At 47.2% G+C, this 510-nt stretch carries 1 pseudogene; it reads left to right on the forward strand.

The annotated features are described in order from the left end of the window. Positions 1-510, forward strand: a pseudogene (locus CIK04_RS30375) (tetratricopeptide repeat protein); the annotation flags it as partial.

Consider the following 510-nt stretch of genomic DNA (forward strand, 5'->3'; position numbering starts at 1 on the left):
CAAGGGGCGAGTGGATGAAGGAAAAAGCTATTTCTTACGAGCCTTGAATGCTGACCAAGTACGCTTGAAAAACAGCAAGACTTTGGCGGGTGGTTTGATCATGGTGCAAGACATCAATCAATTGAAGGTGGACAAAGCCTCGCCCGCCATGGCTTACATGGGGCTTGGCGTGCTCTCCGACGTTGATTCACAACACAAGCTCGCAGAAGCCTATTATCTCAAAGCAGCTAGAGATCAAACCCAACTCGATGAAAGGGATGATGAATCTCGGTTATTCCTATTACATGAGTGGCGAGTATGGCAAAGCAGAGCGCTACACCTTAGCGGCGCTGGAAAAAGATCCCAATAACCAAAAAGGGCAAAACAACTTAGCTCTGATCTATCTTGGCAAGAACGAAGTGAAGAAAGCGATCAACATTTTCATGCGCAGCATGGGGGCTCCAGAAGCGCTGAATGAATGTTGGTTATTTTTWGATTCTGCAAGCAAGCCGGTACAAAGCGATTCCCGTA

Source organism: Vibrio sp. 03_296, from assembly GCF_002265885.1.